The 26,052-nt window shown below is 52.2% G+C and carries 22 protein-coding genes; 17 read left to right on the top strand and 5 right to left on the bottom strand.

From position 1 onward, the window contains the following. Positions 1-186 precede the first annotated feature (186 nt). A complete protein-coding gene (locus LIZ87_RS02485) occupies positions 187-2,004 on the bottom strand; it encodes an aminotransferase class I/II-fold pyridoxal phosphate-dependent enzyme (protein WP_227145163.1) in 1,818 nt (605 codons plus the stop codon). A gap of 14 nt (positions 2,005-2,018) precedes the next feature. Beyond that, positions 2,019-2,984, bottom strand: a complete 966-nt coding sequence (locus tag LIZ87_RS02480) for a glycosyltransferase (RefSeq protein ID WP_178316044.1) — start codon at positions 2,982-2,984, stop codon at positions 2,019-2,021. Between the two features lie 284 nt (positions 2,985-3,268). Between LIZ87_RS02480 and LIZ87_RS02475 the strand changes: the two genes are divergently transcribed. Together LIZ87_RS02475 and LIZ87_RS02470 are read left to right on the top strand one after the other, a co-directional pair. Further along, on the top strand, positions 3,269-4,720 hold the full coding sequence (locus tag LIZ87_RS02475; RefSeq protein WP_178316045.1) for an oligosaccharide flippase family protein: 1,452 nt from the start codon (positions 3,269-3,271) through the stop codon (positions 4,718-4,720). A 124-nt stretch (positions 4,721-4,844) separates the two neighbouring features. Beyond that, entirely contained in the window at positions 4,845-5,723 is an 879-nt protein-coding gene (locus LIZ87_RS02470) for a LicD family protein (RefSeq protein ID WP_178316046.1), read from the top strand. Positions 5,724-5,785: 62 nt separating this feature from the next. On the opposite strand, the gene LIZ87_RS02465 is transcribed toward LIZ87_RS02470, so the two are convergent. Continuing rightward, a complete protein-coding gene (locus LIZ87_RS02465; RefSeq protein WP_227145160.1) occupies positions 5,786-7,270 on the bottom strand; it encodes a L,D-transpeptidase in 1,485 nt (494 codons plus the stop codon). 144 nt (positions 7,271-7,414) lie between these two features. On the opposite strand from LIZ87_RS02465, the gene LIZ87_RS02460 reads away from it, so the two are divergent. The 10 genes from LIZ87_RS02460 to LIZ87_RS02415 all read left to right on the top strand — a co-directional run bounded on the left by LIZ87_RS02460 (position 7,415) and on the right by LIZ87_RS02415 (position 17,087). Further along, positions 7,415-8,419: a glycosyltransferase family 8 protein gene (locus LIZ87_RS02460; RefSeq protein ID WP_227145158.1), complete on the top strand. Its 1,005-nt coding sequence runs from the start codon at positions 7,415-7,417 to the stop codon at positions 8,417-8,419. 25 nt (positions 8,420-8,444) lie between these two features. Beyond that, the gene (locus tag LIZ87_RS02455) at positions 8,445-9,356 is read left to right on the top strand and encodes a glycosyltransferase family 2 protein (RefSeq protein WP_227145156.1); all 912 of its coding nucleotides are present in this window, start codon (positions 8,445-8,447) and stop codon (positions 9,354-9,356) included. Continuing rightward, positions 9,349-10,035 carry a glycosyltransferase family 2 protein gene (locus tag LIZ87_RS02450; protein WP_227145154.1) on the top strand — a complete coding sequence of 229 codons (687 nt, stop codon included), beginning with the start codon at positions 9,349-9,351 and terminating at the stop codon, positions 10,033-10,035. Before LIZ87_RS02455 ends, LIZ87_RS02450 begins: the two co-directional genes overlap by 8 nt. Before the next feature lie 6 nt (positions 10,036-10,041). Continuing rightward, on the top strand, positions 10,042-11,370 hold the full coding sequence (locus LIZ87_RS02445; protein WP_227145151.1) for a lipopolysaccharide biosynthesis protein: 1,329 nt from the start codon (positions 10,042-10,044) through the stop codon (positions 11,368-11,370). Further along, a complete protein-coding gene (locus LIZ87_RS02440; RefSeq protein WP_178315879.1) occupies positions 11,345-12,292 on the top strand; it encodes a glycosyltransferase family 2 protein in 948 nt (315 codons plus the stop codon). Before LIZ87_RS02445 ends, LIZ87_RS02440 begins: the two co-directional genes overlap by 26 nt. A 55-nt stretch (positions 12,293-12,347) precedes the next feature. Beyond that, complete coding sequence (locus tag LIZ87_RS02435) at positions 12,348-12,812, top strand: DUF2304 domain-containing protein (RefSeq protein WP_178315878.1); 465 nt, start codon at positions 12,348-12,350, stop codon at positions 12,810-12,812. A 1-nt stretch (position 12,813) separates the two neighbouring features. Further along, positions 12,814-14,472, top strand: a complete 1,659-nt coding sequence (locus LIZ87_RS02430; RefSeq protein WP_178315877.1) for a DUF2142 domain-containing protein — start codon at positions 12,814-12,816, stop codon at positions 14,470-14,472. Positions 14,473-14,846: 374 nt separating this feature from the next. Beyond that, positions 14,847-15,401, top strand: coding sequence for a dTDP-4-dehydrorhamnose 3,5-epimerase (gene rfbC / locus LIZ87_RS02425; RefSeq protein ID WP_178313416.1), 555 nt, complete (start codon positions 14,847-14,849; stop codon positions 15,399-15,401). A gap of 9 nt (positions 15,402-15,410) precedes the next feature. Further along, positions 15,411-16,226, top strand: coding sequence for an ABC transporter permease (locus LIZ87_RS02420; protein WP_178313418.1), 816 nt, complete (start codon positions 15,411-15,413; stop codon positions 16,224-16,226). Between the two features lie 261 nt (positions 16,227-16,487). After that, complete coding sequence (locus LIZ87_RS02415) at positions 16,488-17,087, top strand: M48 family metallopeptidase (RefSeq protein ID WP_227145149.1); 600 nt, start codon at positions 16,488-16,490, stop codon at positions 17,085-17,087. Between the two features lie 60 nt (positions 17,088-17,147). Here LIZ87_RS02415 and LIZ87_RS02410 read toward each other — a convergent pair whose 3' ends face one another. Beyond that, the gene (locus tag LIZ87_RS02410) at positions 17,148-18,470 is read right to left on the bottom strand and encodes a Na+/H+ antiporter NhaC family protein (RefSeq protein WP_178315971.1); all 1,323 of its coding nucleotides are present in this window, start codon (positions 18,468-18,470) and stop codon (positions 17,148-17,150) included. Positions 18,471-18,709: 239 nt separating this feature from the next. Next, complete coding sequence (gene trxA, locus LIZ87_RS02405; RefSeq protein WP_178315970.1) at positions 18,710-19,027, bottom strand: thioredoxin; 318 nt, start codon at positions 19,025-19,027, stop codon at positions 18,710-18,712. Between the two features lie 325 nt (positions 19,028-19,352). Here trxA and LIZ87_RS02400 point away from each other — a divergent pair, with 325 nt between their 5' ends. The 5 genes from LIZ87_RS02400 to LIZ87_RS02380 all read left to right on the top strand — a co-directional run bounded on the left by LIZ87_RS02400 (position 19,353) and on the right by LIZ87_RS02380 (position 26,029). After that, positions 19,353-20,975, top strand: coding sequence for a glycoside hydrolase family 13 protein (locus tag LIZ87_RS02400; protein ID WP_227145147.1), 1,623 nt, complete (start codon positions 19,353-19,355; stop codon positions 20,973-20,975). Positions 20,976-21,134: 159 nt separating this feature from the next. After that, on the top strand, positions 21,135-22,289 hold the full coding sequence (locus tag LIZ87_RS02395; RefSeq protein WP_178315968.1) for a BMP family ABC transporter substrate-binding protein: 1,155 nt from the start codon (positions 21,135-21,137) through the stop codon (positions 22,287-22,289). A 231-nt stretch (positions 22,290-22,520) separates the two neighbouring features. Next, positions 22,521-24,032 carry an ABC transporter ATP-binding protein gene (locus LIZ87_RS02390; RefSeq protein WP_264467862.1) on the top strand — a complete coding sequence of 504 codons (1,512 nt, stop codon included), beginning with the start codon at positions 22,521-22,523 and terminating at the stop codon, positions 24,030-24,032. Next, the gene (locus LIZ87_RS02385) at positions 24,032-25,114 is read left to right on the top strand and encodes an ABC transporter permease (protein ID WP_178315966.1); all 1,083 of its coding nucleotides are present in this window, start codon (positions 24,032-24,034) and stop codon (positions 25,112-25,114) included. The genes LIZ87_RS02390 and LIZ87_RS02385 overlap by 1 nt, the downstream gene beginning before the upstream one ends. Positions 25,115-25,117: 3 nt before the next feature. Then, positions 25,118-26,029, top strand: a complete 912-nt coding sequence (locus LIZ87_RS02380) for an ABC transporter permease (RefSeq protein ID WP_227145145.1) — start codon at positions 25,118-25,120, stop codon at positions 26,027-26,029. The last annotated feature ends 23 nt before the right edge of the window (positions 26,030-26,052 follow it).

Raw genomic sequence — 26,052 nt, 5'->3', positions numbered from 1 at the left:
GAAAGTCTGGTGGACGCATTTGGCATACCTGAATGCATGCCGCCTGTCCGGCGGCAGGACTTTTATAGTAAAAAGCAGGTTAACGAAGCAGAGAAAACAACAGCCCCGCGGCCGGATACAAGGACGCGGGGCTGTTGCTTTGTGGAATATCCGGCAAAAACGCACCAAAGACGCGTTTTGTCGGATCTAAGCACTCAGAATATCTGTCAGGGCCCGAACCAGCAGATCATCCTCCGCCTCTGTGCGGACGGCAATGCGCAGGAACTGGCGTCCGTCACGTACCACCTTTGAGGACAGATCCTTGACAAACAGGCCGTAGCGGTTTAAGAGCACCTCCGTAAGACCGGAGGCAGAGGGGCCATTCAGGATCTCTATCATGAGATAGTTTGCCTGGGAGGGAAGGACGCGGACAGAGGGGATGGCCCGAAGGGCTTTTGTAAAGCGCTCCCTCTCCCGGCGCACCTTTTCCAGGGAGGAGGCATAATCCCTTTTGTACTTTTCCTCAATCTGCATATAGAATTCACCAAGAGAATTGATATTCCAGATGGCGACATCCTTCTTCAAGGCGGCGATGAGCTCCCTGTTTCCCGTGGCCGCGATCCCTAAGCGCAGGCCGGGGATACCGTAGGATTTGGAAATGCTCTTGACCACGATCAGGTGGGGATTCTCATCCAGCAGGCCTTCCAGCAGAAGGGTGGGATCAGGTTCGCAGGAGAAATCGATAAAGGATTCATCTGCGATAAATGTGATGCCTCTCATCTTTGTCCACTGGATCAGCTCCATCATACCTGCCTTTGGAATATAGTTTCCGGAAGGATTATCCGGATTAACAAGGAGCAGCCGGCGGATATCCTTGTCTGCAAAGTATGCCGTGATGTCGGAAGCACAGTAGGAAAAATCCTCGTTGGAGGGGGTATATACTACGAGCTCTTCCGCCCGGTAACGGTTGGGATATTCCTCAAAGGTGGGCCGGATAACACCCAGCTTTCCCGTCATATGCTCCGTCAGAGCCTTGATCAGCTCCGCAGCGCCGTTTCCGACCACGATCTGCTCCTGGCGCAGGGAGAAATTCCTGGCAGCCAGCAGGGAATTGACGTACATGCCTGAAGGATACTGGCAGACAAGAGCATCGAAGTTTGCCTTCATCTCCTCCAACATTTTCTTTGGCGGGTAGTAGCAGTTGATGAGATAGCAGAAATCCACCATCTTTGGATAGCGCCAGTAGCCGCCGTAGCGTCTCTGGATCAGTCCTACCTTTTCGTTATCTGATGCAAACATGGATTCCGCGATGTCAAGATCCTGGATATCATCGATCTCATACCAGCGCTGGTCCGGGTCCAGCCGTTTGGCCCGGATGCCGGGATTGTCTAAGGAGACCAGCACCTTCAATACCTGTTCGTAATATTCGTTGTTCCCCAATGCCTTTGTGTAGGCCTCCAGGAAGGGAACGTAGTGGGTGCGGGAGAACTCGCGGCTGAATTTATAGAGGTTGACGGTCTTGTAGTATTGATCCGCATCTGCAAAGCGGAATTTGCTTCCGGGGATCATAGCCTCGATCTCGTCCTGGTCGGACAGGCGCACACAGGTGCCGTCCATCCAGGATTCATACTTTGCCACCAGGGCCAGGCTGTCTCTGGGATCCTCCGCCAGACAGCGCAGCACGGAATCCTCAAAGATGATATCGGACTCCAGGAGCAGGGTGTCCTCCTTCAACAGGTAATCCCTTGCTAAGAACAGGGAGTAGATATTGTTTGTCTTGTCATAAACAGGATTTTCTATATATACGATAGGTGTCCTGACAGAAAGGGTGCCGATATGGTCCATCAGCTTTTGCCCCTCATAGCCCACCACAATAATGATCCTGGACAGGCTGTGCTGCTCCAGCTGGCTCAAGGTGCGGTTGATCAAGGGAATGCCGTTTACCTTTACCATGCATTTGGTGTTATTCTGTGTCAGCTGCTTCAGCCGTTTTCCCATACCGGCTGCTAAGATGATTGCTTGCATCATAGTCTCCTTTTTTATTTGTTTGGTCCGCTGCCGGGAAGATAGCGGCTGTCCCGGCCGGAGGGCCTTTTGCCCATGTCCTTCAGTACATCACAGTAGATACGTATACGGTAGCGCCGATCTGCGTTTGATGGGCCGGAGTCCTTTTTCCGTCTGCCTGACAGGAGGAGCAGGGAGTCAATGAGGATGTGGGCACTGTGGTTTGCCAGTATATAGGCCATATAAAGAGGCGGGCAGGAAGAGTAGGCCTTTCCGATGTCAATGGAATTGCGGAAGCCATAAAAATGCTTCCAGCTGATGACAGGTCCTGTCCCAGGGGCGGCTGTCTTGTGGTTCAGCACTGCCCGGTTCACATTTAAGATTCTCGACTGTTTGCGGAAGCGCAGGCAGTATTCCGTATCGTCAAACCAGATGAAATATTCTGTTTTGGGAAGGCCGATATCGCGTATCAGGGAGGTGCGCAGGAGCAGTCCGCAGAAGGTGCTGATATCGTATTCAAAGGAGCCTGCGCTGTAGGCAGAGGCCTCCACCGGGGCATATGTCATAAGGCAGGGATTCTTGATCCTGCGTCTGTGGCTGATGTCTATGGCTCCTTCGGTGACGACCGTGCCGGAGTAGGCGAGATAGTCAGTCTCCCGGATTGCCCGTGCCAGCTCTTCCATATAAGTTTTGGAGATCATGGCATCATCGTCAATGATGAGGACCCAGTCACAGCTGCCCCTGGAAAGCCTTTCCATACCATAGGAAAAGCCTCCGGCCCCGCCGATGTTTTCATCCAGATGGAATATGTGTAAAAGGGGAGGCTCACTGCCCTTTAAACGCTCTTCCAGTCCATCCAGGTATTCCGCTGTGCCGTCCGTGCTGTGGTTGTCCACCACATAGATCTCCTCAAAGGGAAGAGTCTGGGACAGGACGCATTCCAGGCATTCTCTGAGCAGCTCTCTGCGGTTGTAGGTTACGATAATGACGCCGAATTTCAAATGGTTGCCTCCCTCCGTATTCTTCCTTCGGATGATTAGGATAAGAAAAATTATAATCGTTAAATGGGATGAAAGCAATAGGTTTTTGCTTTCTTGCAGCAATGATGCGATCTCCCTGCTTTTTAATTGGGATTTTACATGTTAGCATACACAGCAGAGGAATGCAAGGCATAAACTTACAAACTCAAGATTGCGAAGGATTGGCGGATGTGTTAGAATTGGCAGTATTAAAATGATGATTGGACGGTCTGTAAAGCATGTTCTTTAGGAGGAAACAGGGAGAAATGGAGCTGGAGCCACCCAGTATCCGGAAAAATTACACCTATAATCTGATCTATCAGGTGATGACGCTGCTGACACCCTTTATTACCACGCCCTATATATCGAGAGTTCTGGGGCCGGACGGCACGGGAGTACAGAGCTATACGAACTCAGTGGTGCAGTATTTTGCCATCCTGGCGGCGCTGGGGACAGCCTCCTATGGACAGAGGGAGATCGCCCGGCACAGGGATAACAAGGAGGAGCGGAGCCGGATCTTCTGGGAGATCGAGCTTTTATGCGCCTCCACTACGGCGCTCTGCCTGATGGTGTGGATGTTTGTGATCGGTTTTTCAAGGGTATATACTCCTTTTTACGGAGTGCTGACAATGACCCTGTTGGCTGTGGCCTTTGATATCTCCTGGTTTTTCGGAGGGCTGGAACGTTACAGCCTGATCGTTGTGCGCAATATACTCATTAAGCTGGCAGGAATTGTCATGCTGTTTGTTTTTATAAAAACCAGGGATGACCTGCTGCTCTATGTGGCCCTCATAGCAGCGACAGGGCTGTTTGGCAATCTGTCCATGTGGGGATATTTAAAATATTTTCTCGTAAAGGTGGATTGGAAAGGCTTATGTGTCAGACGCCATCTGAAAGAGACCATCGTGTACTTTATCCCGACGATCGCCACATCCGTGTACACGATCCTGGATAAGACAATGCTGGGCTGGTTTACGGGCAGTGATAAGTCAGAAAACGGATATTATGAGTATGCCACAGGCTTTGTCAATATGGCAAAGATACTGATCATGTCCTTTAATGCGGTCATGTCCGCCAGAATGTCCTATCTGTTCGGTGAGGAGCGAAGGGAGGAGATCCACAGAAAGGTGGAGGAGTCCCTGGATTTTGTGCTGCTTTTGGGGATTCCCATTATGGCTGGCCTGGCAGGGATCGCAGCCGGGTTTGTGCCCTGGTTTTTGGGTGAGGGCTATGAGCCTGTAGCTGGACTTATGTATGTATGCTGCCCTCTGGTGCTGATCGTGGGCTTAAGTGACTGCATGGGAAGTCTCATACTGACGCCCAGCGGTCAGAGGGCAAAAAGCGGCAAGGTGATCGTGGCCGGTGCCTGTGTGAATTTTGTGCTGAATTTGGCCCTGATACCTCATTTTGGGGCGGCGGGAGCAGCCGGGGCCTCCGTGGCGGCGGAGCTATTCATCACCGGCATGTACCTGTGGCTGTGCCGGGACTTTATAAAGCCTTCCATGTTTTTGAAAATGGGCTGGAAGCGGCTTCTGGCAGCAGGCGTGATGCTGGCAGTGGTGGCGGCCTTAGGCAGGGCATTGTGGATCGGCCCGGCTGTGACATTTTTCCAGATAGGAGCGGGAGCTGCCTGCTATTTTGTACTGCTCTGTGCGTTCAGGGATGAATTTTTGCTGGGCCAGGGGAGGCAGGTGCTTGGGCGGTTCTGGAAGCAGTAGGGAGGCCGCTCTTTAGAGACAGAAGCAGAAGAAACAGCATAGAAAACAGAATGTAGAAGGTTTTTTGGGGAACTATACTGGAAAACAAATAAGGGCAGGATCCGGAGGATAGACAGGAAAACAGATGATGGAAGAAGAACAGTTTTATGAAGAAGAGATCCGCTGCGGCTACAAGGTAACGCGGAAAATGAAACAGGTATGGGCAGTTCAGCTGGAGATGCTGGATGAGGTGGAGCGCATCTGCAGGAAATATGGCCTGAAGTATTTTGCAGACAGCGGGACACTGATCGGTGCAGTGCGCCATAAAGGGTACATTCCCTGGGATGATGATATTGACCTGGCGATGCTCAGGGAGGACTATGAGGTCTTTGTGCAGGTAGCTGGGAAGGAGCTTCAAAGTCCCCTGGTGCTCCAAACGGCATACACTGAGGAAAACTATCTGAGGGGCCATGCCCAGCTGCGCAACAGCCGGACAACGGGCTGCAATGAGGAGGATAGAAAGGCAGGATATAACTGCGGTATCTTTATTGACATCTTCCCATTGGATGGGATGCCGGAGGGGAGGCGTTCTGCCAGGCTGTGGGCTTTCTTTGTAAAGATGCTCTGGATGCTCCTTTATATCTGGTACAGATTTGATTACTATGAAAATGCCACCGCGGCGGGGAAAGCGCTGAACGGTTTGGGAAGGCTTCTGCACATTCCTATGAAAAAGGCCTATTCCGTATACGAGGGTCTGTGTACCCTGTATCTGGGCAGGAAGACTACCTATGTATGCGATACGGTGTTCATCCGCCATCTGGAAAAGAATACATGGAAACGGGAATGGTTTTCCGGGACAGTCTACATGCCCTTTGAGAACAGAATGATACCTGTGCCGGTGGGGTATGACGGAAGGCTGAAAGCGGAGTACGGCGACTACATGAAGCCGGCAAAGGCCCCGACTCTCCACGGCAGTTTGGTATTGGAGCCGGATGTGGCATATAAAGATTATCTGAGTTTTTGACAGCAAGGCCCAGGCAATCCCGTTAAAGGAAGCCTGGGCCTTGAAGCCTGCAGAGTTTCATGCTACTGCGGCTGATTTTCCGGAAGATTCGGATCCGTAGGATCCCAGTTCTGGGTATCAGGGATCATAACCTGGAGCGCCGGACGGTCAAATGGTCCGGGGATCGGTGACTCGTACACATTGACGGTGGTGCCCAGAGCGCAGTTGTCGTAGATCCATTTGGCGTCCGCTGTGGTGTAACGGATGCAGCCGTGGGACTTGTTGGCTCCCAGATAGTTGTAGGTATGAGGGAACAGGGTGTATGGATCCTGGCGCTCGTAGATAACGGAGTGCAGAAGGATAGGAAGCCCAGCGCCCAGACGTGTCAGGTACTGGCAATACTCATCTGTTACCATCAGCCTCCAGCGGTACTTCTCAGGTGTCTTGTGGTTGCCGAGAGGCGTATCGTCTCCCGTAGAGCACAGGAAGGTCTTATAAGGAACGATGAAGCCGTTCTCTCCGTCCTGGATATAGACCGTAGTGCAGTTCATCTGCTTATTGATCTTGATCAGGAAGGGACCAGGGGAAGCAAGGTAAGGCTCTAAGTCTGTTACCAGTCTTCCGTCTGCCTCAAAGAAATATTTGTAGCCATCTATGTAGTGCCAGCCAACAGCCGCTGCATTGTTGATAAAGTAGTAGCGGTCCCTGTCATTCCAGGCCCAGCCGGTAAAGCCTTCCCCTGTTCCGTTGCTGTACACGGGAACTCCGTTTACGAACTGGATGCCGTCAGGAGCAGCCGCATCCACCGGACGGCTTAGATCATAGGAAGCTCCGGCAACATTCTTGCCCCACATGGAAAGACGGAGGCCGGTGACGATCTTGCCAGTCGCCATGGTTCCGTTGGTGCCGCCATTTCTGGACCAGCTAAGCTGTGTTCCGTCGGAAAGTGTCGTTGTATAGTAGATATCGAACTGGTTGCCGAACACGCCGTTTAAACGGATCTGGACTGCTTCTACAGGGGCATCGATCAGCCACTCTGTGTGTCCTCCGTTCATGGCCCAGTTGCTCCATCCGCGGGAGCTGGCATAGGTGCGGTAAAGCACATCGCCGGGCAGGTTGTTGGCATAAATGGACATGGACAGGAAGCCGCCTTCACCGGGATAAACAGTGGTGTCATCCACAATGGGGTCCGTCCAGGTCAGATCCGGACGCAGGAGCTGGAACTGGAGATAGGCGAGATTGGCAGGAACCTGGGTACCTTCTGCCTGGCCTCCGTTATCAACGATCTCCTGCAGGACATCAACGCCCTCGGCCGTCTGAGCCGTTCCGCCGTCTGCTGTTCCTTCACCGGATACCTGGACATTACCGACAGAGGTATCTGCCGGCTGAAGAGCTTCTGCGGCTGCTCCAGGTCCGCCAGGTCCTTCCTGCTCTACAGTGGGTGTTTTGTTTGCAAAAGCAGGTCCGTAGTTGGAATCATCCTGGGCGGCAAATGCCGTCATGGCCTGTCCAGCAACAAGAATAGCAGCGAGGGCAGCAATTGCTGTATGCTGAAATGATTTACGCATGGTAAAACCTCCTAGAACTAAAATCAATGCAATTCCTAATTTAGCATATTTATGGGAAAAATACCATATATGATTTACTTTTTTTCGGTCTTATTGTAAAATCGTAAATAAAATGACCAGAGGCTGTAAGAAATGAGGAATATAATGGATAGGGAGAGAAATCCTGTAAATATTATATATGCGTCCAATGACGGTTATGCAGGCCATTTGGGGGCATCCCTCTATTCGCTCTTAGATCACAACCGCCAGCTGCCTCAGATGGACATTTACATTCTCTCTGTAGGGATGTGCAGGGAGTATCAGGGGCGCTTAAAAGCAATCGCAGAGGGCTTTGGCCGTCCTCTTTACGTAGTGGAGCTGGGAGACCTGTTTCAGCGTTTCCCCTATGAGGTGGATACCAGGGGCTTTGACATCAGTGCCATGGGCCGGCTTTTTTCCCCGGACGTGCTGCCAAAGACAGTGAAGCGGGCCCTGTATCTGGACTGCGATACCATTGTATGCGGGAGCATTGCAGGCCTTTGGGAGTATGAACTGGGAAGGGATCTGGCAGGCATGGTGATGGAGCCCACGGTCTATCAGGAGATGAAGGAGGCTATTGGCTTTTGCAGGGATGAGGCCTATTTTAATTCCGGGGTCATCCTTATGGATCTGGAGGGCTGGCGCAGGGAAAAGGTCTTGGGGAAGCTTCTGGATTTTTACCAGAGCCATGACGGGCGGTTATTTGCCTGTGACCAGGATACCATAAACGGGACGCTGAGAGGCCGCATCCGTTCCCTTCCCCCAAAGTACAATTTCTTTACAAATTACAGGTATTTCCGGTATCCCACCTTAAGGAAGCTCTGCAAAGCCTACGGAGAGGTGGGAAGGAATGCTTTCCGGGAAGCAAAGGCCTCACCGGTGATCCTCCATTATCTGGGGGATGAACGGCCGTGGATCGCAGGAAACCACAATCATTACAGGAAGCTGTATTGGTGGTATCTGTCCCACACTCCCTGGAAGGGGACAAAGCCCCAGAAGGGAAGATTTCTGTATATGCAGGTGTGGTGGGGCTTTAATCAGATGACAAGAGTGTGTCCGGCTCTGCGGCTTGCTATAAGCAGGCGGCTGGGGATGAAGGTCATCGACAGCCGGAGGAAAACAAAGAAATAGGGGACAGCAGAGAAGATAAAAGAGAATGGATCATATAAGCTGTATTATTTTAAATTATAATGATGCTGCCACCACGGAGGGCCTTGTGGCGGAGCTGAAGGAAAGCCGGGCCCTTCAGGATATCATTGTGGTGGACAACTGTTCCACAGATGGTTCCTGGGACCGCTTAAAGGAGCTGGAGGACAGGCTTTCCATGCCGCATATCCACGTGCTGCGCACAGAGAGAAACGGCGGCTATGGTATGGGAAATCAGGCCGGCATCAACTATGCCATAGAGTATACAAATCCGGATTACATTGTGATAGCAAATCCGGATATCCATGTGACGGACCGCTGTATTCTCAGGGTAAAGCAGGCACTGTCCCTCCAGGAGAACGGCGGGGCGGCGTCAGCCCTGGTGGTCAGCCCTGAGGGAAAGCGGCTGTTTTCCCATTGGGATCTGCTGCCGTTGTGGAAGGATCTTCTGGATACGGAGCCTGTGGCAAGGCGGATATTCCGGCCCTGGCTGATCACGCCGCCCGGACGTCTTCCCAAGGGCACGGACAGGCACAGCCGTCTGGTGGGAGCTCTTCCAGGTTCTTTTTTTATGCTGAAGATGGGCTCATTTACTCCTCAGGAGGCAGGAGAGCTGTTTGACGAGGGTATTTTTCTCTATTATGAGGAAAAGGTGCTGGGGCAGAAGCTGGCATCAAGAGGGCTTACAGAGGTGCTGGTGACGGATGCCTCCTATGTCCATGCCCACTCAGTGAGCATTGACAAGAGTGTATCCGCCATGGCGGGCAAGCAGAGGCTGCTCCATGAGAGTAAGCTTTACTATTATGAGAATTATCTGGGAACAGGCCCTTGGGGAATGTTCCTTGCAAGGGTGTACCTCCGGCTGGTTTTATGGGAGGTATGGCTTCTCACTGGAGGATGGAAGAGGAAACGTCATGGATAAGGTACTGCTGGTGATACCTGCTTATAATGAAGAAAAGAATATCGAGAAGGTGGTTGACCGCCTGCAGTCAGAGTTTCAGGAGCTGGATTATATTGTGGTAAATGACGGATCCAGGGACAGGACGGCTGCCATCTGCAGGGAAAAAGGCTACCATCTTTTGGACCTTCCGGTGAATCTGGGGCTGGCGGGCTGTTTTCAGGCCGGGATGAGGTATGCCTACGAAAAGGGCTACAGCTATGCCATCCAGTTTGACGGGGACGGGCAGCACAGGCCGGAGTATATTGCCGCTATGAAGGAGCGGATGGATGAAGGATATGATATTGTCATCGGCTCCCGGTTCGTGGAGGAGAAGAAGGGCTGGTCCATACGGATGATCGGGAGCAGGCTTATCGGCGCTGCCATTTTTGTGACAACAGGGACGAGGCTGACGGATCCCACCTCCGGGATGCGGCTGTTTTCCAGGAAAATGATCAAAGAGTTTGCTTTAAACTTAAATTACGGGCCGGAGCCGGATACGGTGTCCTTCCTGCTGAAGCAGGGGGCAAAGATCTCTGAGGTACAGGTAAAGATCGATGAGCGCACGGAGGGAGAGAGCTACCTAAAGCCCTTAACGGCTGTTTATTATATGGCGAGGATGCTGCTGTCCATCCTGTTCATCCAGAATTTTAGGAAGAGGTAGAAAGCCATGAGGAGCCTGACCAACTATTTATTATATAAAGGGAATCATATAGAACGGCAGAACATGGTCTGGAACATTGCAGGGAGCTTTTGCTATGCATTTGCCAGCATGGTTCTGTCTTTTCTGGTTATGCGGATCGCAGGGGAGGACGAGGGCGGGATATTCTCCTTTGGGTTTTCCACCCTGGGACAGCAGATGTTTATTGTGGCCTATTTTGGGATCAGGCCCTTCCAGATCACAGACGGAAAGGGAGAGTATTCCTTTGGGGATTATCTGGGGCACCGCATGAGGACCTGCGGTCTGGCCCTGGGGGCAGGGGCAGCATTTCTGGCCTTTATGCGGGCTTTGGGAAGATACAATACCCATAAGTCCATGATCCTGTTTCTTCTGGTCATATATAAGGTGATTGATGGGTATGCTGATGTATATGAGTCTGAATTTCAGCGCCGGGGAAGCCTGTATCTGACGGGAAAGTCCAACTTTTTCAGGACAGTGCTGTCAGTGGCAGTGTTTTTCGCTGTGCTGGGAGTCTCAGGAAGCCTGTTTTTTTCATGTCTGGCAGCGGTGGGGGCCCAGGCGGCGGGGGTATTCCTCTTTAACCTGGATGTGATCCGGGTCCTTCCGCAGGTGGACTGGGAGAAAAGGGCAGGCGGGCTTAGGGGGATCACCGGAAGTACGGCCTTTTTGTTCGTGTCCGTGTTCCTGGATTTTTATATTTTCTCTTCAGCGAAATATGCCATTGACGCAAACATGGATAATGCCGCTTCGGGATACTTTAACTTGATTTTTATGCCTACCTCTGTTATTTATATGGTAGCGAATTTTATTATCCGTCCTTACCTTACAAGACTTACGTCCCTGTGGGATGGCAGGAAGCTGGAGGGCTTTCGCAGAGAGCTTCTGAAGCTGGGAGCTATGGTCCTGGGGCTTACGGGCCTGGCGGTGCTGGCCACAGCGGTATTGGGAAAATGGGTGCTCTCCGTGATGGAGTGCCTGTTAGGGGCAGGTTACGGCGGAAAGCTTGTGTCCTGCCATCTGGCTTTTTCCATTATTGTGCTGGGGGGAGGACTTTATGCCCTGGCGAATCTGATGTACTATGCCCTGGTGATACAGCGCCGCCAGAAGGCGATCTTTGGAATATACGCAGCAGCGGCAGTGATTGCCTGGATGATATCCGGAAGGCTGGTACGCAGCTTTGGAATGGATGGAGCGGCAGTGTGCTATCTGCTTTTGATGACCGGGCTTGTGTTGGGCTTTGGCCTGTGGACGGTCAGGGCTTATAAGCAGGGAAAGGAGGGAGTGAATAAAAATGGAAGCACCGAAGGGGCAGCTTAAGGTGGATGTGATCATCCCCACATACAGGCCGGGAAAGAAATTTTCCAGGCTTTTGAAAATGCTGGAGGTACAGACATATCCCATTGGGAAGATCATTGTTATGAATACAGAGAAGGCCTACTGGAATGACAGCGGCTTTGAGGGGATAAAGGGGCTGGAAGTCCATCATCTGACAAAGGAAGAGTTCGACCACGGCGGAACCAGGAACAGGGGAGCGCGTTTCAGCCGGGCGGACATCATGGTGTTTATGACGGACGATGCGGTTCCGGCGGACGAGAGGCTGATCGAACATCTGGTGGAGGCATTTTCAAAAAAGGGACCGGAGGGTCAGTCTGTGATCATGGCTTACGCACGTCAGCTGCCGGATAAGGACTGCGCCATGGCAGAGCGGTATACCAGGGCCTTTAATTACCCGGAGGAGAGCTGCGTAAAGACGAAGGCGGATATAAACCGTTTGGGCATCAAGACCTTTTTTGCATCGAATGTGTGCTGCGCCTACAACAGGGAGAAATTCTGGTTCCAGGGAGGCTTCATTAATCGGACCATATTTAATGAGGACATGATATTTGCCGGAAGGGCGGTACTGCAGGATGATTATGCCATTGCCTATGCAGCAGAGGCAAAGGTGGTGCATTCCCACAATTACGGCTGCATTGCACAGTTTAAGCGAAACTTTGATCTGGCAGTGTCCCAGGCAGACCACCCGGAGGTGTTTGGCGGCATTCGGTCAGAGAGCGAGGGCATCCGTCTGGTGAAGCAGACGGCCAGGTATCTTGTGGATCAGCACCGGCCATGGCTTATACCAGGGCTGGTGGCAAAGAGCGGATTCAAATATATGGGCTATCGCATGGGAAAGTGCTACAGGCTCCTTCCAAAGAGCCTGATCATGAAATGCACCATGAATCAAAGCTATTGGAAATAGGCTTCTGCCTGAAGACTGGCTGGGAGCGCCAAACAAAAGAAAGCAGGGATGGAAAATGATGACAACCGTGTTCAGGGTCATACTGGTGATCGTCTCCTTTATGACAATGGCCTTTATGATGAGAAAAATAAGGCAGGCAAAGGTTCAGATAGAGGCAGCCATGTTCTGGGTGGTGATGGCTCTTATCCTGGTGGTATTTTCCCTGTTCCCCTCTGCTGCGGATCTCTGCGCCAGGCTGCTGGGCATCTACTCTACGCCCAACTTTCTGTTCCTCTCCATGATCTTTCTGCTGCTGGTGAAGGTATTTACCATGACATTGCAGGTATCCCAGCTGGAGAGCAAGCAGAAGGAGCTGGTCCAGAAGATGGCTCTGGAGAAGAAGGAACAGGAGGAACTGTTAAAGAGGCTCCTGGAGGCAGCAGAGGAGAAGAAGGAGAAGGCCGGCCCGGAGGCTGTGCAGGGTATCCGGGGAAAAGAAAACAGGGCGGAGGCGGAAGCAATGGCAGGAGGCCGGGACTGATATGAGGCGTGGACAGGTGACAGGAATCGTGCTGGCTGCCGGGCTGGTACTGCTTTTGGGCCTCTGGCATTTGACGGATGTGAGAGCCGGGGTAGTGGCTTCAGGCGACCGGTGGCTTTATGGATATTACATCTGGCTTCTTTTGTTCGGAATGGTCTTTCTGGCGATGAGCGGATACCAGATGTGTGCCGGGAGGCAGTGGAGCCTGGAGAGGTTCTTTGTCTGGGCAGCGCTGGGGCTGGGGATCATGTTCTGCATTGTGCTTCCGCCCTTGTCAGCTCCGGATGAGGCAAGCCATTATATCAGCGCTTACCAGCTGTCAAACAGGCTTCTGGGGCGTGAAGCGTGCACCGAGGACAGTCAGGTCTATATCCGTCCCCAGGACTGCCTGATCGAGGACATGACGGATATCCTGAAGGATGACGGCAGCGGATACAGGGAAGGACGAGGGGACGAGGGGACGGTCATTCTGGGGCAGGAGCTGACGGAGGAGACGTACCGCTGGATCTACAGGGAAAGGCTGGAGGAGGACAGAGAGAACACCTGGCAGACGGAGGAGGGAGCAGCCGCCCTTCAGGCGGAGCAATGCCTTTCTTACCAGCCTACGGTGCGCACCACTCCTATGGCTTACGTGCCGCAGGCTGTGGGGATCACCATTTCCCGGCTGCTGGGGCTGGGGCCTGTGGGGCTTTTGTTTTTCGGAAGACTCATGAACCTGTTCTTTTTCACGGCTATGGGCTATCTGGCGATCAGGCGGATGCCCTTTGGCAAAGAGATCCTTTTCGGCGTGTATATGCTTCCCATGACACTTCATCTGGCATCCTCCTTTTCCTATGATGTGATGATACTTGCGTGCAGCGGATATTTTGCTGCCATCTGCCTGGATCTGGCTTACAGGGCAGAGCGGGTCAGGGCGGCGGATGTACTGCTATTGGCCCTTCTCATGGGCGTGATGGGCCCCTGCAAGATGGTCTACGGCGTGATCACAGGCTATTGCCTGCTGATCCCTATAAAGAAGTTTGGCGGCATCCGGAATTGGGTGATATCGGCTGTCCTGGTGCTGGGGGCCTTCTGCGGCGCAATGATCGCAGTGAACAGAAACACCGTGGCGATGTATGCAGAGGCTTCGGAAAGCTATGTGGCTTGGGCGCAGGAGACCGGGTATACATTTTCCCAGCTGATCCACAGCCCGCTTTTGGTGATAAAAATGTGCTACAACACCTTGATGTGGCAGGGAGAACAGCTCTACTCCGGCATGATCGGTTCAGCCCTGGGCAACATGGATCCGGTGCTCAATACGCCTTACGTGGTGGTCCTGGCCCTCACGGCCATACTGGCAGTCCTGGCACTTAAAAAGCCGGGAGAGAATGTATGGATGGGGGCGCTAAGCAGGGCCTGGATCTGGTTTTTATCCCTTACATGCCTGAGTGCCCTGATGTTTTCCATGCTTCTCGCCTGGACTCCTGTTACTGCAAGCATGATTCAAGGTGTTCAGGGAAGATACCTTCTGCCTCTTCTGCCCATGATCCTTCTGACTGTGAAGAATGACCGTGTGGTGCGGACGGGATGGAATGACGGTTATCTGCTCTATGTGATGACGGCGCTGGACGTGTATGTGATCCTGCGCATATTTGCCGTGGTTTGCCTTAGAGTTTCGTGAGGAGTGGGATAAACTGGAGTTTCCGCATTTTGCACGGCGGCTGCCGGGAGAACGGCTGGAGCGACTTTGCAGGACATTAGAAGCACTTAGACAGCTGTTTTTTCCGTTCAGAGAGGCATCAATGATTGTTTGAGCGCAGCGAGTTGCGTTGATGCCTCTCTGGCTTTTAGGAAAAATCAGGTGCCTTAGTGCTTCTTATGTCCGAAACCGGAGCGCCAGACATTCTCCCGGCAGCCGCCGTGCAAAATGCGGAAACTCCGGGGATAAACTATTGCGAGTTTGTGGATAACGTGGTAGAATTTCCAAATGGATGTGGAAAAGCTGTGCTGCCGGGAGGCAGAGGCTTTGAAAGAATAGAAAAAGGAGTGTAGAAAATGGGAAAGATTAAAGTTACTCCCTGCGATATCAAGGGCCTTTATGTGATTGAGCCCACCGTATTTAAGGATGAGAGGGGATATTTTGTAGAAACCTATAACCAGAATGATTTTAAGGAGGCAGGCCTTGACATGGTATTTGTCCAGGACAACCAATCCATGTCTGTAAAGGGCGTGCTGAGAGGGCTTCATTTCCAGAAGCAGTATCCTCAGGGAAAGCTGGTGCGCGCCATCCGCGGCACGGTATTTGATGTGGCAGTGGACCTGCGGTCCGATTCTGAGACCTACGGAAAATGGTTCGGCGTGGTGCTCTCTGCGGAGAACAAGAAGCAGTTCTATATTCCTGAGGGCTTTGCACACGGCTTTCTGGTGCTGTCCGATGAGGCGGAGTTTGCGTACAAATGTACAGACTTCTATCATCCGGGAGATGAGGGCGGCCTTCTGTGGAGTGACCCGGAGATCGGCATTGACTGGCCCATGGAAGAGGGCATGGAGCTGATCATTTCGGAGAAGGATAAGAAGTGGAGCGGGTTAAAGGATACCTTTAAGTTCTAGGAGAGGATTATGGGTTATGTGCTGGCTCTTGGGAAAGAGATCGTTAAAAAACGGAAATTAATATGGGACCTGGGCAAGGCGGATTTTAAGAAGCGCTTTGTGGGCTCCTATTTCGGCATTATCTGGATGTTTATCCAGCCCATTGTCACAGTGGCGATCTATGCCTTTGTATTCGGTGAAGCCGGGTTTAAGTCGCCGCCGCCTGTGCCTGGGGCCACCTATGTGGTGTGGCTGGTGCCTGGCATTGTGCCCTGGTTCTTTTACAGCGAGGCCTTGAACAGCATCACGAACTGTCTCCAGGAGTACAGCTATCTGGTGAAAAAGGTGGTCTTCCAGGTGGAGATCCTGCCCATGATCAAGCTGATCTCCTGCCTGATGGTCCACGGTTTTTTTGTGGTGATCATGCTGGGGCTTTATCTTGTGAGCGGCAGGATGCCTATGGTGACATGGATACAGATCCTGTATTATACCTTTGCGGCTTCCATGCTGGCCCTGGGGATCGGCTTTTTTACCTGTGCGGTGAACGTATTCTTTAAGGACATGGCCCAGATCGTGGCCATCTGCCTCCAGTTCGGTATCTGGATGACGCCGATCATGTACCATGAATCCATGTTTACCTCGAAGGGAAAATGGGTGGAGCTCCTGTTCAAGCTGAATCCGTTTTACTATGTGACAGCAGGCTACAGGGACAGTATGCTGACCGGGAATTGGTTCTGGGAAAGACCTACCCTTACCGTTTACTATTGGGTGGTGACAGGGATCGTGCTGCTGGCGGGACTTAAGATGTTTAAACGGCTGCGGCCTCATTTTTCAGATGTGCTGTAGGAATATTGGAAAGACAGAGTCAGGCCTGTGGCTCAACAAGGGAGCGGGCCTGGCTTTTCATATCATAGGAAACTCCTCCGGAGCCTCCTATGATACAAAAAGCCCGACCGGCAGGATCGCAACCCTAAAGGGGGCTTGTTCACTAAGCTCGTTACACTCGCTAAGTGAGCCAATGCCTGCGGCGGATTGGAATTGTGTCGCTAATGCGACCCGCCGCAGGCGGAGAAGTCCGCAAGCGGACTTCTATTGTAAGGAGATGCAATGATTCATCAAGTGGAAATCGGATGGAGACAGGGGGAAGAGGAAGGGAGCATACCCGTAGAGGTGGTATATTCCAAACGCCGCACCCTGGGACTGGAGATAAAGGAGGATGGGACTGTGCGGGCACGCGTGCCTGTCAGGGCCTCCAATCAGGCCGTGGTGGCATTTATCAAGGAGCGGCAGGCTTGGATCGTGGAAAAATGGTTTCTCATGAGGGAGCGTCAAAGGAAAGCAAAAGAGCAGCCGGAGCCAGATTATGCAAAGCATCCTGAGCTGGAGGCAGCCTATCGGAAAGAGGCCAGGGAAAGGCTTAAGGAGCGGGCAGATTATTTTGCCGGAAAAATGGGAGTGGACTATAACAGGATCGCTATAAAGGCGGCAAAGACCAGATGGGGAAGCTGCAGCACCAAGGGAAATTTAAATTTCCACTGGAAGCTGATCCTCATGCCTCCTGAGGTGCTGGATTACGTGGTGGTCCATGAGCTGGCCCACAGAAAAGAGATGAACCACTCTCCCCGGTTCTGGGCAGAGGTTGAGAGGATCCTGCCGGATTACAGGGAGAGAAGAAGGTGGCTGAAGGAGAATGGAGGCAGGGTGTGAGAGAACAGGAAGATGGCATGGCTGGATAGTTACGAATACGGGCATTGAAGCCGCATTCTTTCAAACGCGCTCTGTCCTACGGTGCCGCCGTGCTTTCCAGACAGCCGCTAAAAGGTTCCATACGGTGATCAGATAAAGATAGAAAGCATAGAACAGGCAGCTTAAGGGAGCGCCGATGGCTGCCACAGGAACAGCCCCTGCGATCCCCCAGGGCACAAGGGCAGCCAGGAGAATGGCAGTGTCCTCCAGCGCCAGGGCAAGCTCCTCCTTTTTCTCATACAGATCCTCACAGATCTGAAAGGTGAGAATGGTTCCAAGTGTCTGGTTGCAGCTTACAGCGCAGGAGAGGATGGAAGCTGCTGTCACGGTGCCAAAGGGAGTCAGAAGGCCGGAGACCCTGCCCAGAGCCCCCTTAATACCGGAGAGGATAGGGGTGCGGGAGAATACGCCGGAGTAGGAGGAGGAAATCAGTACAAGGAAGCCTGCTGATACCATAGAGGTGATACCTCCGCCGTTTAAAAGTCTTGCAAGCTCTGTTCCCGTCTCTGCCCGGTAGCCTCTTAAAAGGGTCACAAGAAGCACAGGAGGAGTGGTGCCCTGGAGAGCAAAGGCAATGACAGAGGCTGACAGGATGCTGGCCGCCATCGCGTATTTCACATCAACGCGAAACAGGGCAAGCACCAGGATCAGGAGCGCCGGAATGGCAGCAGCCCAGTGAAGGGAAAAGTTCTCCTCAAACAGGGAAACCATGGAGAGATCAGGATCAGCCCCGGCCCCGCCTGCCAAAACGATGTAGAGGACGACACACAGGAGAAAAGGGATCAGTCCGGAGCGCATCATATTTTTGATGTTCGTATAAATGTCCGTCCCTGTCAGGGAGCAGACCAGCTGGGCACTGGAGGACATGGGGGAGCAGCGGTCACCGAAAAAGATGCCGGACAGCACAGCCCCTCCTGTGAGCAGCGGATTTAAGCCTGCGGTGTTGGAGATCAGCATACAGATCACGCCCATGGTGCTGACTGTGCCAAAGGAGGTCCCTGTGAGAAAGGACATCATGGAGCAGAGCAGAAAGGTGCACAGCACAAAATACCTGGGTTCAATCAGTCCCATGGCATGGTACAGGATAAAGGGAATGGTACCGCAGATGCGCCAGACGGCAGTGAGGCTGCCGATAAATACAAAGATAATGAGGATGTTCGTCACCCTGGACATACCCTCTAAAAACATGGAACAGGTGGCCCTTACGGTAAAGCCCTTTTTCAGGCTGTAGAAGAAAAAACAGGCCATGCCAAAGATCAGGGCGTATAAAACCTCTGTGCCGCTTATGATACACAGGCCTAAGCCGATTAAAAAGAGTCCCAGGGTGATGGTCTCCGCTGTCATATGTAAAAACCTCCGCGCTATGAATGATTTGATTGTAAAGTACATGGAAAGGAAAGTCAACAGAGGAAACTCAAGTAAACCTGCATGCGCCCGGCTGGCAGCGCGCCACCGCACCATAAAAGTCTGGCAGGCGCATTTGGCATACCTGAATACATGCCGCCTGGCGGCGGGACTTTCATAGTAACAAAAAGAAAGGAGTACGGCTGGAACCGGACTCCTGTGATAGGCTTTAAAGCCTCCTATTTTGCATTTTTGATCTGGGCTTCCAGCTCGGCCGGGGAGATCAGGCCGATGGTCTTTGATACGACAGCGCCGCGCTTCATGTAGAGCAGAGTGGGAACGCTCATCACCTGGAAACGGGAAGCCAGGTCGATCTCGTCATCAATATCCACCTTATAGAAATGTACCTCCGGATGCTGCTCGGCCGCGCGCTCCACGATAGGGGAAAGCATCTTGCAGGGGCCGCACCAAGTTGCAAAGAAATCAACTACAACCAGATCATCACCAGCATTCACTGCCTGGTCAAAATCATTTTTTGTTAAATGTGTAAGTGCCATAATTCGTTCCTCCTGTATATTTTCCATATCATATCAATTCTTGAGTATAGGATACCACACTTTTTAGGAAACATATGTGATAAAAGTCACTGATCATTAATTAAAAATTATTTTTAATATAGTAAAACAGATAAGAAAAACTAATATATCGGCGATAAAGGGGCGGATCAAAGCAGATCATCCGGCAAAGCACAGTCCGTTTTTACAGGACATATAGAATCATGAAAATCGAAAAGAAATCGTTAGATATTATCCTGTACATTGCCGGGCATTTTTCTTAAAATAGGACTATAAGAGATAAGATGATCCAAGGAGGATATAAAGGATGAAACAGCCCGGAAAATGGTGGAAAAATGCGGTGGTTTACCAGATCTATCCCCGCAGCTTCCAGGACAGCAACGGAGACGGGATCGGAGATATAAGGGGAATCATAAACAGGCTGGATTACCTGGAAAAGCTGGGTATTGATGCGATATGGCTTTCTCCGGTATACCGGTCGCCCCAGGATGACAATGGCTATGATATTTCTGATTATCAGGATATTGATCCCATGTTTGGAAACCTGGAGGATATGGAGAAGCTTATCAGAAAGGCCGGAGAGCACCATATACGGATCGTCATGGATCTGGTGCTCAACCATACTTCGGATGAGCATCCCTGGTTTCAGGAGGCAAGGAAGGGAAAGGATAACCCTTTCCATGACTACTATGTGTGGAGAGACGGAGAAGAAGGGGAACTTCCTAACGGACTCCGCTCCGGCTTCGGCGGTCCTGCCTGGGAGTGGGTTCCTGAGCTGGGACAGTATTATTTCCATCAGTTCTCCGTGAAGCAGCCGGACTTAAACTGGGAAAATCCCAAGGTCCGCCGTGCTATCTATGATATGATCCTCTGGTGGATGGACAAGGGCGTAGGGGGCTTCCGCCTGGATGTGATCGATCAGATTGCCAAGGAGCCGGATCAGGGCATTACGGGCAATGGGCCGAAGCTCCATGAATTTATCAGGGAGCTCAGCCGGGAGACATTTCAGAAGGGAGACCTTATCACGGTAGGAGAGGCCTGGGGAGCCGATGTGGAGCGTTCAAAGCTCTACAGCAATCCGGACGGAAGTGAGTTTTCCATGGTTTTCCAGTTCGAGCATATTGGTTTGGACCAGCAGGAGGGAAAGGAAAAATGGGATCTGGCGCCCCTGCCTTTCCTTAAACTGAAGGAGGTCATTGACCGGTGGCAGAGGGGGCTTTACGGCTGCGGCTGGAACAGCCTGTTCTGGGACAACCACGATCTGCCCAGGATCGTATCCCGCTGGGGAAACGACGGGACCTACAGAGCAGAATCAGCGAAGATGCTTGCAACACTTCTCCATGGTCTCCAGGGAACACCATACATCTATCAGGGAGAAGAACTGGGTATGACCAATGCCCGGTATGACATCGGGGATTACAGAGATATCGAGACATTGAATATGTACCGGGAACGGATAAGCATGGGTTATTCGAAAAAGGATATTATGGAATCCATCCATGCCAAGGGACGGGACAATGCCCGCACACCCATGCAGTGGGATGACAGCCCCAATGCCGGCTTTACAGAGGGAACGCCCTGGATCAAGGTGAACCCGAATTATAGTGTGATCAACGCGGCCAGCCAGGTGGATGTGCCGGGTTCGGTCTTTGAGTATTACAGGGCACTCATCCGGCTGAGGAAGGAGTATCCGGTGTTTGCAGACGGATGTTTCCAGCTGCTTATGAGGGAAGACGGAGATATCTTCGCCTATGTCAGGGAGAATGGGGAGAGCCGTCTTCTGGTGGTCTGCAATTTCTTTGGCCGCAGTGTGGACTGTCCCCTGTTAAAGGAGTGGAAGGCAAAGGAGCTTTTGATCCATAACTATGATGAGGCGGGGCCTGGAACCATGCTGCGGCCCTATGAGGCGAGGATGTATCTGCACCGCTAGAGGATGTCTGGAATTTCACATACAGGCAGCTGACGCTGGATATTTTGACCAACAATAGTTAAAAAAATAACGAACAAAGGCGGTTGCTGGACATTTTGTTCAACGGGTGGTATCCTGATATCAACAAAAAGGTTCCAGTTTTGTAAGGAGGATGTATTTATGAAAAAAAGTGGTATGAAAGCAGCGGCATTGCTTCTGGCAGCAGCAATGCTGACTGCCTGCGCAAGTTCCGCGGAAAAGGCAGATACGAAGGGCGCAGGAGAAAACCAGGCTCAGTCAGGAGAGGAACAGAAGGCAGAGGGAAGCAAGCCCTCATTTGTATTTGTCTGCACCGGCCAGCTGGGTGATAAGTCCTTTAATGATTCCGCTTACAACGGCATCATGGAGATCGCAGACAGCCTGGGCTGTGAGACAAAGGTCATTGAGATCGGCCGCGACCAGACAAAATGGGAGCCGACCTTCCAGGATCTGGCAGAAGAGGGAAAATATGACGTCATCATCTCCAATGGTTCCTCCTCAGCTGAGGTGATCGAGCAGGTGGCAGAGGAATTCCCGGATCAGAAATTCGTCATGTTTGATGCGACCATGGAGGAGGACAAGTATCCTAACCTCTACGCCATCAGCTACAAGCAGAACGAAGGCTCCTATCTGGCCGGAGTCCTGGCAGCGCTGGTGACAGAATCTGACATGGAATACGCCAATGCAGACAAGAAGATCGGCTTTGTGGGAGGCTCCGAGCACCCGATCATCACTGATTTCCTGGTAGGCTATATTGCAGGCGCAAAATCCGTGGATGAGGATATCAAGGTATATGTATCCTACATTGGTTCCTGGGATGACACGGCTAAGGGCAAGGAGACCGCCATTGCCCAGTACAACCAGGGAGTTGACATCATCTTCCCGGCAGCAGAGCAGGCCGGACTGGGCTGTGTGGAGGCTGCCGCTGAGATGAATAAGTACATCATCGGCGTGGATTCCGACCAGGCTATGCTGTTTTCCGGCACAGACGAGGCAAAGGCCAATGTGATCCTGACCTCTGTACTGAAGGAGGTAGGCAATTCCCTGGTACGTATGGCAAACATGGAGATGGAGGGCACGGTGCCCTATGGCCGCTATGAGGAGTTGGGCTTAAAGGAAGGCGGAGCCGGTCTTGCTGTCAACGAATACTATGAGAAAAATGTCCCGGAAGACATCCGTGCCGTCATCGATGAGAAGAAACAGGAAGTATTGGACGGAAAGGTCGAGATACCGACAGCTCTGGGAGACGCAGACCAGAATGAGGTGCAGGCTCTGATCGATTCCGTTGCACCGTAAGAAAAGACCGGTTGGGGGCTGTGCATACAGCCCCATTCTTGTATCATAGGAAACGCTTCTGGAGCTTCCTGTGACACAAAAAGCCCGGTCGGCAAGATGCACACGCCACGCGAAGGAAAATGTGCTCTAAAAAGTGAGATAAGAACTGATCATGAGAAAAGTCCGCTGCCGGGCGCAGGAAGGTTTGGATAAAAGCAGAAGGAGGCAAGTGTGGATAGGGAATTGCTGAAAATGGAACATATCACCAAAATATATCCTAACGGCGTGATCGCCAACAAGGATGTGAACCTGACCGTGAAGGAGGGAGAGATCCACGCCCTCATGGGGGAAAATGGTGCCGGAAAGAGCACTCTGATGAAAATCCTGTTCGGTGATGAAGAAAAGACAGAGGGGACCATCTACTACCAGGGAAAGGAGCTTAAGGCCGCTGGCTCCGCGGACGCGATCCGGCTGGGCATCGGCATGGTCCACCAGCATTTTATGCTGGTAAATTCCCTGCGGGTATATGAAAATGTGATCCTGGGCATGGAGCCGAAGAAGGGTGCCCTGATCGACAGGGAGAAGGCCATTGAGCTGGTGCGGGAGACTGCGAAGAAATACAACCTGAATGTGGATCCCATGGCTGTGGTGGGAGATATTTCCGTAGGGCTGAAGCAGAAGGTGGAGATCTTAAAGGTCCTACTCAGGGGAGCAAAGCTGCTGATATTGGACGAGCCCACAGCGGTACTCACGCCCCAGGAGACACAGGAGTTGTTTGAGCAGCTGCTGCTTTTAAAGGAAAGCGGCCACACCATCATTTTCATCTCCCACAAGATCCGGGAGGTCATGCAGATCTGCGATAATATCACGGTTCTGCGCGGAGGACGCACCGTTGGTACCATGCCGGTGAAGAACGCCACCGAGGAGGAGATCTCCAAATTCATGGTGGGCCGGGACGTGATCCTGAAGGTGCAGAAGGAAAAACCGTCCTTTGGTGAGCTTCTCCTGGAGGTGAAGGATCTGAATTATACGACAAGGGAGGGCAGAAAAGCGCTTGACCATGTATCCTTCCGCCTGAGAAAGGGGCAGATCCTGGGTGTGGCCGGAGTGGAGGGCAACGGCCAGAACGAGCTGGCGGAGGCCATTTTTGGATTCTATAAAAATGCATCGGGAGCTGTCATTTACAAGGGAGAAAATATTCTGGGAAAGAGCATTCGGGAGATACGTGATCTCGGTATTTCCTATGTGCCGGAGGACCGGATCAAGACTGGTGTGGCAGAAAATGTGCCGATCTGGGGCAATCTGGTATCCGATATCATTGACGATGGACGGCTGCGCACCCGGCGTTTTTTGGACTATAAAAAGATCCACCGCATGACGGAAACACTCATCAGGGATTTTGCCATTCTCTGTAAGGACGACGGGCATCTGGCAGGGATGCTCTCCGGCGGAAATATGCAGAAGGTGGTCATTGCCAGGGAGTTTTCCTCGGATCCCCAGCTTCTGATCGCCAATCAGCCCACCCGCGGCATCGATGTGGGGGCCAATGAGTTTATTTGGAAAAAGATCGTGGAGCAGAGAGATGCCGGAAAGGGAATCATCCTGATCTCCGCTGATCTGAATGAGGTGATGGAATTGTCCGATAGTATTCTGGTAATGTGCGAGGGACATGTGGCTGCCTACTTTGAGGACAGCAGCCAGGTGGACGAATATGAGCTGGGCAAATATATGCTGGGGCTCAAGAGACAGGAGGCAGAGGCGTGATGAAAAATAAGAAAACCTTATCATCCTACGTGGAGATGCTGCGCACCATGGCTGCTATTTTCTGCTCTCTGCTGATCGTATTTGCCATCATTCTGCTCATCAGTGAGCAGCCCTTAGCCGCACTGGGAGATTTCGTGTTCGGCCCTCTGACCTCGGTCCGCCGTTTTGGCAACGTGATAGAGGGGATGACGCCTCTGATGTTCACCGGGCTGGCGGTGATCATCCTGTTTAAGCCTGGGCTGTTTAATCTGGCCATGGAAGGAGCCTTCTTCATAGGAGCAGTGGCAGCCTGTGCCGGGGCGCTTTCCTTTGGGCTTCCCGGGCGCCTCAATCTGGCGGCAGCCATGGCATTTGCAGCGCTTGCAGGAGGGGCAGTGTGTTTTATCCCCGGCGTTCTGAAGGTGAAGTGCAATGCCAATGAACTGGTAACCTCGCTGATGCTGAATTACATCTGCCTGTATTTTGGACTGTGGATCATTACGACCTTTTTCTATGATCCCACCCAGAATTCCAACTATTCCTACAAGTTCCCGGAGCTCACAGGACTTCCCAGGATCATCGGCGGGACCCGCATTAACTGGGGAACCATTGTGGCCATTGCCACAGTGGCGGTCATCTGGGTCCTGATGAACAAGACCTCCTTTGGCTTTAAGGCAAACCTGGTGGGAGAGAACAAGAACATGGCGGATTATTCCGGCATCCATTCCGGCAGGGTAATCCTGATGGCCCAGCTGATCGGAGGCATGCTGGCTGGCCTGGGCGGCTCTGTGGAGCTGTTCGGCATGTACCAGAGATTCCAGTATTCCGCGCTTCCCGGCTATGGCTGGGACGGAGTGCTGATCGCCATTGTGGCCAGAAGAAAGGTGAAATACGTTCCTTTTGCGGCTTTCTTCCTGGCATATCTGCGCATCGGGGCAGATATCATGTCGCGCAATTCGGATATTCCTTTTGAGATCGTCAATATTATCCAGGCAGTAATGGTGCTTCTGATCTCCGCGACCGCGATCCTAAGCGGCTTAAAGAAACGGCTGATCATCAAAGAGGCGCAGGAACTGGAGCAGCAAAGGATACAGGAGGGATAAGCTATGAGCGTGTGGAGTGTTATTTTGTCACCTGATTTTCTGTTTACGTCCATCCGCGTGATGACGCCGATCCTGTTTGCGGCTCTGGCCTGTATGGTCTTCACCAAAGGGGGAATTGACGCCATTGGAACGGAGGGGATCATGTTAAGCTGTGCCCTGGCCGGGCCGGTGGGCGGGTATCTGACAGGCAGTGTCTGGGGAGGGATCCTGTTGGCCATGGCAGTGGGCGTGATCCTGTCCTGCCTTTTCGGCTATTTTACCCTGGTGCTGAACACCAACCCGGTGCTGGCAGGAATCGCTCTCAATACATTGTCCGGAGGACTTACGATCTTTATCACCTATTACCTGACGGGAAATAAGGGCTCTACCCAGAGCCTGAACAATCCGGTGGTCCCGGATGTGGATATCCCGCTGCTGAAGGACATTCCGGTAGCAGGAGACATTCTGTCGGGACACAGCGTCCTGACCTATGTGGGGCTGGCAGTGACCGTGCTGCTAGGGATCTTTTTCTGGAAAACGGCCATGGGCCTTCGGATACGCGCAGTGGGTGAAAATGAGAAGGCTGCCGGCTCCGTAGGCTTAAAGGTGATGAAGTATAAATATATTGCTCTGGTGCTTGCCGGCTGTCTGGCCGGGATCGGCGGGGCCTATATGTCCATGAGCTATGTATCCTTCTTCTCCAGGGACATGATAGCGGGAAGAGGATGGATCGGAATGGCGGCAGAGTCCATGGGTCACGGAACGCCCTGGGGGATCGTGCTGTCGGTGTTCCTGTTCGGCCTGGCGGATTCCCTGGCGATCCGTCTTCAGATGCTGAATCTGCCGTCCCAGCTGATCCAGACGATCCCATATGTGGTGACGATCGTAGCGATCGCCATTTACTCCAGACACAATATGCAGGTAAAGCGGAAATAGAGTGCAGGAAAGGAGAACAGCCG

The sequence above is a fragment of the Lacrimispora sp. 210928-DFI.3.58 genome (assembly GCF_020554865.1).
Lineage (GTDB): Bacteria > Bacillota > Clostridia > Lachnospirales > Lachnospiraceae > Enterocloster.
This window is presented reverse-complemented; position numbering and strand designations above follow the sequence as displayed.

Bases quoted from the DNA above. Each gene is read 5' to 3' on its own strand.
- LIZ87_RS02485 (WP_227145163.1), bottom strand. From the start codon at position 2,004: ATGCAAGCAATCATCTTAGCAGCCGGTATGGGAAAACGGCTGAAGCAG.
- LIZ87_RS02475 (WP_178316045.1), top strand. From the start codon at position 3,269: ATGGAGCTGGAGCCACCCAGTATCCGGAAAAATTACACCTATAATCTG.
- LIZ87_RS02470 (WP_178316046.1), top strand. From the start codon at position 4,845: ATGATGGAAGAAGAACAGTTTTATGAAGAAGAGATCCGCTGCGGCTAC.
- LIZ87_RS02465 (WP_227145160.1), bottom strand. From the start codon at position 7,270: ATGCGTAAATCATTTCAGCATACAGCAATTGCTGCCCTCGCTGCTATT.
- LIZ87_RS02460 (WP_227145158.1), top strand. From the start codon at position 7,415: ATGGATAGGGAGAGAAATCCTGTAAATATTATATATGCGTCCAATGAC.
- LIZ87_RS02455 (WP_227145156.1), top strand. From the start codon at position 8,445: ATGGATCATATAAGCTGTATTATTTTAAATTATAATGATGCTGCCACC.
- LIZ87_RS02450 (WP_227145154.1), top strand. From the start codon at position 9,349: ATGGATAAGGTACTGCTGGTGATACCTGCTTATAATGAAGAAAAGAAT.
- LIZ87_RS02445 (WP_227145151.1), top strand. From the start codon at position 10,042: ATGAGGAGCCTGACCAACTATTTATTATATAAAGGGAATCATATAGAA.
- LIZ87_RS02440 (WP_178315879.1), top strand. From the start codon at position 11,345: ATGGAAGCACCGAAGGGGCAGCTTAAGGTGGATGTGATCATCCCCACA.
- LIZ87_RS02435 (WP_178315878.1), top strand. From the start codon at position 12,348: ATGATGACAACCGTGTTCAGGGTCATACTGGTGATCGTCTCCTTTATG.
- LIZ87_RS02430 (WP_178315877.1), top strand. From the start codon at position 12,814: ATGAGGCGTGGACAGGTGACAGGAATCGTGCTGGCTGCCGGGCTGGTA.
- rfbC (WP_178313416.1), top strand. From the start codon at position 14,847: ATGGGAAAGATTAAAGTTACTCCCTGCGATATCAAGGGCCTTTATGTG.
- LIZ87_RS02420 (WP_178313418.1), top strand. From the start codon at position 15,411: ATGGGTTATGTGCTGGCTCTTGGGAAAGAGATCGTTAAAAAACGGAAA.
- LIZ87_RS02415 (WP_227145149.1), top strand. From the start codon at position 16,488: ATGATTCATCAAGTGGAAATCGGATGGAGACAGGGGGAAGAGGAAGGG.
- LIZ87_RS02410 (WP_178315971.1), bottom strand. From the start codon at position 18,470: ATGACAGCGGAGACCATCACCCTGGGACTCTTTTTAATCGGCTTAGGC.
- trxA (WP_178315970.1), bottom strand. From the start codon at position 19,027: ATGGCACTTACACATTTAACAAAAAATGATTTTGACCAGGCAGTGAAT.
- LIZ87_RS02400 (WP_227145147.1), top strand. From the start codon at position 19,353: ATGAAACAGCCCGGAAAATGGTGGAAAAATGCGGTGGTTTACCAGATC.
- LIZ87_RS02395 (WP_178315968.1), top strand. From the start codon at position 21,135: ATGAAAAAAAGTGGTATGAAAGCAGCGGCATTGCTTCTGGCAGCAGCA.
- LIZ87_RS02390 (WP_264467862.1), top strand. From the start codon at position 22,521: ATGGAACATATCACCAAAATATATCCTAACGGCGTGATCGCCAACAAG.
- LIZ87_RS02385 (WP_178315966.1), top strand. From the start codon at position 24,032: ATGAAAAATAAGAAAACCTTATCATCCTACGTGGAGATGCTGCGCACC.
- LIZ87_RS02380 (WP_227145145.1), top strand. From the start codon at position 25,118: ATGAGCGTGTGGAGTGTTATTTTGTCACCTGATTTTCTGTTTACGTCC.